Genomic DNA, 6,331 nt, shown 5'->3' with positions numbered 1-6,331 from the left:
CGTCGCCGTCGCCGAGGTCGGGCATCAGGTTGCGCACCTCGCAGACCAGTCGGGCAGCGTCGGCGTCCACCACCTGCCAGGCCACCGGAAAGCTGGTCATCACCGACCCGGGGAACGACGTCATCGTCGCCACCGACCACGCCCGGATGGCGTCGCGGCCGTGGAAGGTGCCGAAGGCGTGCTCCACGTAGGTGGCGTCCTCGGTGAAGTTGAGCGCGAAGTCGGTCCAGTCACCGGAGTCGGCGTACGTCTGCACGCGGCGGTGCAGGGCGGCGTACGCCTCGGTGATCTCGGCGGCGGCGAAGAGGGTCACCCCTGACATTCAACCAGTCCGCCTGAGCTGGTCGATCGGACAGATCTGCCGTGTCGCCGGCCGATGTGTGCCATCGTGGAGCCGCCCACCCCCCCTCATCCTTGGAGCTCCCCATGACACGCACCACCCTGGCCGGCTCGGCCGCCGCTCTCGCCCTCACGATCGCCTCGCTGGGTGGGGTGACCACCAGCGCCGCGGCCGCCAAGCCCGACGCCTCCTCCGAGCCGTGCGCGAAGCAGCAGACTCAGGTCGACAAGGCGCAGACGGCGCTCGACCGCGCGACCGAGCGCTTCGCCGCCCAGAAGGAGAAGGTCAAGAAGGCGAAGAAGGCCAAGAAGGACGCCGCCAAGGCCGAGGACAAGGCCGAGCGCAAGCAGGCCAAGGCGGACCTCAAGGAGGCCCGCGCCAAGAAGGACAAGGTCAAGAGCAACAAGAAGGCCCAGCAGATGCGCTTGGCGAAGGCGCAGGAGCGGCTCGAGGCCTGCCAGGCCGACCAGGAGCCGCCCGCCGAGGAGGAGACCACCCCCGAGGGCTGATCGCCAGACCCAGCACGCACGACGGCCCGGACCCCCGCTCGGCGGTGGTCCGGGCCTTCGTGCGTGATCAGGCGTGGCAGCTGGGTCAGCAGAGGATCGGCAGCGGCAGCGAGCAGCCGGACTGGCCACTGGGCTCACCGGGGCGCGATGCGTCGGCCGCGACGACCGTCGGCTTGAGGAAGCCATGCAGCTTGCGCGACATCGACGCGCTGATGTGGAGGTCGTCCCACCAGGTGTAAGTCTTGCCGACCATGCCGCGGCAGACCTTGCCCTTGCAGAAGAACCCGTTGACGTTGATCAGGCTCGCGTCGGCGTCGAGCGGCTTCATCAGCTTGGTCAGGTAACGCTTCGTCCCGACGGAGTCGGCCAGGGCGCGGTTGCGCGGCAGGTTGCAGGCGTAGGGCTGGTTGCTCTTGGCGCACTTGGCGCGGGCGGCCGGCACCGTGGCCACCTGACCGACGACGTCGACCGAAGCACCCAGGTCGGCCAGCGTGCTCATCAGTCGCGGCGTGGCCTTGCGCGAGGCGCGAGCCATCTCGCCGGTGTAGGTGCGGTCGCGGTCCTTGAGCGCCTGGCGGTAGCGCTGCCAGCTCGCTGCCAGCAGCACGCGGTGGCCCTTGCCGGCGGCGACGAGGTCGCGCGTGTAGTCGATCGCCAGGTCGTTGGCCTGGTAGCACTTCGGTGCCGGCTCGCCGGCCTTGAGCGCGTTGTCCATCGGCGGGCAGCCACCCATCACGATCGCCACGAGGTTGACGTCCTTGCCGTTCCCGGCGCGACGCAGGCCCGGGATCATCTGCCAGGCGTGCGAGTCACCCCAGAGCAGGACGGTGGGTCGGCCGCCGTCAAAGCTGTTGAGCTCGCAGAGCGTGGGCTCCTGCGGGATGAGGTCTGCGCGGTCGACGCACGAGCGGGGCATCGTGGGGTGATCGTTCTTCGGCTTGACCGCCTGTGCGGGGGCAGCGGTGAGACCGACGAGCACCGAGGTCGTCAGGGCGAGGGCGAGCGCGGAGAGGAGCGCGGCCACGAAGGGAGGGAGGGGGCGAGCGTTCATGGTGGCCCCATGATCCCACCATGCGGCCGATCCCGCAGGCGTTCTGGGAGCCACGGTCGGCCCTCTCAGGAGCGGGTGCGCTCCGCGTAGGCCGAGGCGGCCACGTGCACGGAGTCGAGATAGCTGCGCGAGTTGTTGTAGCTCAGCACTCCCGCCGTCCACCCCGAGGCCGCCGTGAGGTCACGACCGCCGGCGCACAGGTAGCGCGCGGCGGCATAGGCCGCGTCGTCGAGGTCGTTGGGGTCGGCCACACCGTCGCCGTCACCGTCGGACTGCCAGCTCGCCCACGTGCCCGAGATGAACTGCATCGGTCCGAAGGCGTGGTCCCAGCTGCGGTCGCCGTGCCAGCGGCGTGACTCCGCCGTGGCCGGGATCGCAGCGAAGTTGCCGGTTCCGTCGAGCGCCGGGCCGAGGATTCGCGACGACGAGCGCCCGTCGGTCATGAGGGTGCGCCCGCCCAGCAGGCCGTGCTGCGACTCGATCCACCCGATCCCGGCGAGCGTCGTCCAGCCGACCCCGCAGTCGCGGGGCGCCATCAGCTCGGCGCGCGCGTAGGCCCGCAGAGCGGTGATCGGCACCCCACTCGCCGTGGAGGTGCGGTCGAGCCACTGCTCGTCGATTCCGGGCACCCCGGAGCCGGACTGTGCGTCCGTGTCGGACGAGGTCACGACGGCCGGTGCCACCGGCACGAGCGACGCCTCGGCGGCCGCCGGGGTCAGGTCCAGGAGCGGCTGCGTGGCGTAGAGGTTCTGCTGGAGCCAGAAGGCGACCCCCGACAGCGCGGCCAGCGCCACCGTGAAGGCCACGACCGCCCGCAGAGGGTGGCTCGTCACTCGGCCCCAGTCGTGGCTGAGGCCGCGGTGCCGACGATCGCCGCGGCGGACTCGTCGGGCTCGTCGGGCTCGTCGGGCTCGAAGAAGCTGGAGCCGCCGTCGGGGCCGGACGCTGCCTCGGCCCCCGAGGATGCGTCGGCGTCGCCGACCACCCGGGGTCGGGCCTGGAGCCCGGACTCGTCGAGCTCGACGAGCCCGCGCAGGCTCGGCACGAAGTAGGACTTCAGCTGGCGCGAGAGCGCGGCACTGATGTGGTTGTCGTCGAAGAAGTTCACGACGCCGTTGGCCTCGGCGTAGCAGGTGTCCTCGTCGCAGAGCGACTGCGCGATGTCGATGAAGCGCGACCCCTCGGTGAAGCCCTCCATCTGCTCCTCGAGCCACGCGACGGTGCCGTCCTCGTCGATGATCGCCAGGTCACGATCGACGTCGCAGGAGAACGGTCGCGGCCGGGCCTCGCAGAGGGGGGCGTTGCGCGGGATGAAGGGCGTCGGCCCGACGACGTCGACGTCAGCGTTGAGCAGCGCCAGGTCGTCGAAGAGCTGCGGGGTGCCCTCACGGAACAGCCCGGAGATCTGCTCGATGTAGGCGTCGTTGATGCCACCGGTCGCGCGCTCGTCGAGGTCGACGGGGTTGAGCGCGTTGAGGTAGGTCGGCCAGCTCGCGCTGAGGATCACCCGCACCGGCGGCTTCTTGCGCCCGCTGCGCTTGGTGACGAAGTTGAGGGCCATCTCGTTGCTGCGCGCGCAGGCCAGGCCACCGCGGTCAGGGGCGCGCAGCGGCGGGCAGGCACCCATCACGAAGGCGACGAGGTTGACGTCCTTGCCCTCGGCCGCGGCCTCGATGGCGGGGATGAGCATCCAGGCGTGCGAGTCGCCCCAGAGGACGACGGTGGGCCGATCGGGCTCGAACGGCACCAGGTCGCAGCGGTTGGGCTTGTCGGGGATGAAGCTGTTCTCGCCCAGGCACTCCGAGGGCATCTCGGGGACGTCGTTGAGCTGCTCGGCGACGGTCTCCCAGCGCGGGGTGGTGGCCTGGTCGTTGGCCAGGGCGAGTGCCCCGGTCGAGAGCGAGGCCACGGTCGACATCGCCACGACGCCGCTGATGATGACGCGTCGCGAGCCCCAGGTCTTCGACTTCGAGACGGTGCCGGAGCGCTTGTAGAAGAGGCCCTCGATGAAGCGATAGCTGAGATAGGCGATGAAGAGTCCGAGCAGGACCAGCCCGATCCGGGCCCACAGCGGCGGCGGAGCGAGGTTGAGCGACTCTCCGAGCACGAGCAGCGGCCAGTGCCAGAGGTACCAGCCGTAGGAGACCAGGCCGAGGCCGACCAGGAAGCGGGTCGACAGCAGCCGCGTGATGGCGGTGGGGCCACCGACGCCGGCCCAGACGAGCAGGGCCGCGGCGATGCAGGGGAACAGGGCCCAGTAGCTCGGGTAGCCGTCGACCGGCATCGGCTTCCAGAGCACGAACGCGATGATCGCCGCCCCGGCCAGGCCCATGACTTCGCGCAGGTCCTCGGCCAGCCGCACCTTGCGCACGACGAGCGCCAGCGCCACGCCGAGCAGGAACTCGAACGCTCTGCTCATCGGCAGGTAGTAGGCGGCCGTGGGCTGGGTCTGCGCCCACGAGATGGCCAGCCACAGCGACGCTCCGGCGAGCGCCAGGCTGGTGACCAGCAGGGTCGCCACCGTGGGCGTGCGCAGCACCCGCGCCAGCACCCAGGCCAGGAAGATCGCGAGCGGCAGCGCGAGGTAGAACTGCTCCTCCACCGAGAGCGACCACGTGTGGAGCAGGACGCCGGTGCCTGGCTCGAGGCCGAAGTAGTCGACGTCCTCCTGCTGCCAGAAGAAGAAGTTGGACACGAAGCCGGCCGCCGCTGCGGCCGACTTGGCCGTCTGTTGCTGGGAGCCGGTGGGCGTGGCCACGATGTAGCTGAGGATCAGGACGCCGATGAGCATCGTGGCCTTGGCCGGGATCAGTCGGCGTGCGCGGCGGGCGTAGAACGCGCCCCACTTGATGCCACCGGTGCGCTGGTACTCGTACATCAGCAACCCGGTGATGACGTAGCCGGAGACCACGAAGAAGAGGTCGAGGCCGATGTAGGCGCCCTCGAAGCCGGGCACGTGAGCGTGGAAGCCCATCACCATGATCGCCGCAGCGCCACGGATGCCGTCGATGTCGGGGCGGTACTCCGAACGGGTGCGCGTCTTGCTCGGGTCGGTCTTCGGCGTGCTCGGCTCGGCGAGGGTGCGATCGGCGTCGGCGATCTCCGCCGCGCTGACGGTGCGTGCGGGCATGGTGAAGGAGGCCATGGGTCCACCTCCCTTGCCGTTCGCCTGCACCTCAGGTCGCGTGAGGCTCCCCCACAGTATGCGGCGTGAGTGTTCTTCGTAGCCAAAGGGCGTCTCGATGGGTGTCGGTCCGGGGCGGTCTCCCGGACCGGGGCCCCGCGACGTCGTACCCTTCGGCGGTGGACCCCGCGCGCACGGCAGCCGACCGCGCGAAGCAGGAGCCCTTCGGCTCGCGACTGCTGGGCACCGCCGAGTTGAGCCCCCGCAGACTGCGGGTCCGGGTGCAGCTGATCCTCACCTGGCTCCTGGTGACCACGAACCTCATCGGCGCCGGCGTCGTCGTCGTGATCTCGTCCTTCGTGCTCCCCCAGCCCGCGCCCAGCGACGCGACCGTGCTGTCGCTGGCGATCGCCGTCCCGGTCTACGTCCTGGTGGCCGTCGTGCTCGGCATCGCGATCGGCACCGCCTCGACGCTGCGGGCACTGAGGTGGGTCACCGAGGACCGCTCGCCCACCGACACCGACCGAACCAACACGCTGCGGGCGCCGTTGCGTCTCACCCGGATGCAGGCCGTGCTGTGGGCCGGGGCCACCCTGCTCTTCACGTTGCTCGCGCTCGTGCTCCAGCCCAGCCGCGCGATCAACACGCTGTTCACCGTCGGCATCGCCGCGTTCGTCGTCAGCGCGGTCGCCTACCTTCAGGCCCAGTTCGCGCTGCGGCCGATCGCCGCCCGAGCTCTCGCCCAGGCGCCGCTCACCGAGCGTCCGCGCGGTGTGGGAGTAGGCGACCGGATGGTCATCTTCTGGCTGCTCGGCACGGCCCTCCCCTTGACCGGCCTCATGATCGCCGCGGTCGTCGCGCTGGCCGGCGACCAGACCTCGCTGACGCGCCTCGCCGTCGTCGTCCTCGTGATCGGCTCGGTGGTGCTGCTCTTCGGCCTGTTCATCACCGTGCTCAACGCCCGATCGGTCGTGGCCCCGGTGGTGTCGGTGCGCGACGCCCTCCTCGCCGTGGAGCGAGGCGACCTCGACCAGGCCGTGCCGGTCTACGACGGCACCGAGCTCGGCCAGCTGCAGTCAGGGTTCAACCAGATGGTCACCGGGCTGCGCGAGCGTGAGCACCTGCGCGACCTCTTCGGACGACACGTCGGCAAGGACGTCGCCCGCGCGGCCGCAGAGGGCAAGGTCGAGCTCGGCGGTCGCACCATCGTCGTGTCGGTGCTCTTCGTCGACCTCGTCGGCTCCACGACGTACGCCGCGGACCACCCGGCCCAGGAGGTCGTGGCGGTCCTCAACCGCTTCTTCGGC

General features: G+C 70.6%; 6 protein-coding genes. 2 read left to right on the top strand and 4 right to left on the bottom strand.

From position 1 onward, the window contains the following. A partial coding sequence (locus tag VOI19_RS11800; RefSeq protein WP_323793158.1) for a nuclear transport factor 2 family protein occupies positions 1–313 on the bottom strand: 313 nt, incomplete at its 3' end. Positions 314–426: 113 nt separating this feature from the next. Between VOI19_RS11800 and VOI19_RS11795 the strand changes: the two genes are divergently transcribed. Further along, the gene (locus VOI19_RS11795; protein WP_323793157.1) at positions 427–849 is read left to right on the top strand and encodes a hypothetical protein; all 423 of its coding nucleotides are present in this window, start codon (positions 427–429) and stop codon (positions 847–849) included. 85 nt (positions 850–934) lie between these two features. On the opposite strand, the gene VOI19_RS11790 is transcribed toward VOI19_RS11795, so the two are convergent. From VOI19_RS11790 to VOI19_RS11780, 3 genes are all read right to left on the bottom strand, one after another. Next, positions 935–1,900, bottom strand: a complete 966-nt coding sequence (locus VOI19_RS11790; RefSeq protein WP_323793156.1) for an SGNH hydrolase domain-containing protein — start codon at positions 1,898–1,900, stop codon at positions 935–937. Positions 1,901–1,965: 65 nt separating this feature from the next. Next, on the bottom strand, positions 1,966–2,733 hold the full coding sequence (locus VOI19_RS11785) for a lytic murein transglycosylase (protein WP_323793155.1): 768 nt from the start codon (positions 2,731–2,733) through the stop codon (positions 1,966–1,968). After that, entirely contained in the window at positions 2,730–5,045 is a 2,316-nt protein-coding gene (locus tag VOI19_RS11780; RefSeq protein ID WP_323793154.1) for an acyltransferase family protein, read from the bottom strand. Before VOI19_RS11780 ends, VOI19_RS11785 begins: the two co-directional genes overlap by 4 nt. A 158-nt stretch (positions 5,046–5,203) precedes the next feature. Here VOI19_RS11780 and VOI19_RS11775 point away from each other — a divergent pair. Then, positions 5,204–6,331 (top strand): HAMP domain-containing protein (locus VOI19_RS11775; protein WP_323793153.1); only part of this gene is annotated, 1,128 nt, incomplete at its 3' end.

The sequence above is a fragment of the Nocardioides sp. genome, from assembly GCF_034670285.1.
In the GTDB taxonomy this organism is placed as follows: Bacteria; Actinomycetota; Actinomycetes; order Propionibacteriales; family Nocardioidaceae; genus Nocardioides.
This window is presented reverse-complemented; position numbering and strand designations above follow the sequence as displayed.

Bases quoted from the DNA above. Each gene is read 5' to 3' on its own strand.
- VOI19_RS11795 (WP_323793157.1), top strand. From the start codon at position 427: ATGACACGCACCACCCTGGCCGGCTCGGCCGCCGCTCTCGCCCTCACG.
- VOI19_RS11790 (WP_323793156.1), bottom strand. From the start codon at position 1,900: ATGAACGCTCGCCCCCTCCCTCCCTTCGTGGCCGCGCTCCTCTCCGCG.
- VOI19_RS11780 (WP_323793154.1), bottom strand. From the start codon at position 5,045: ATGGCCTCCTTCACCATGCCCGCACGCACCGTCAGCGCGGCGGAGATC.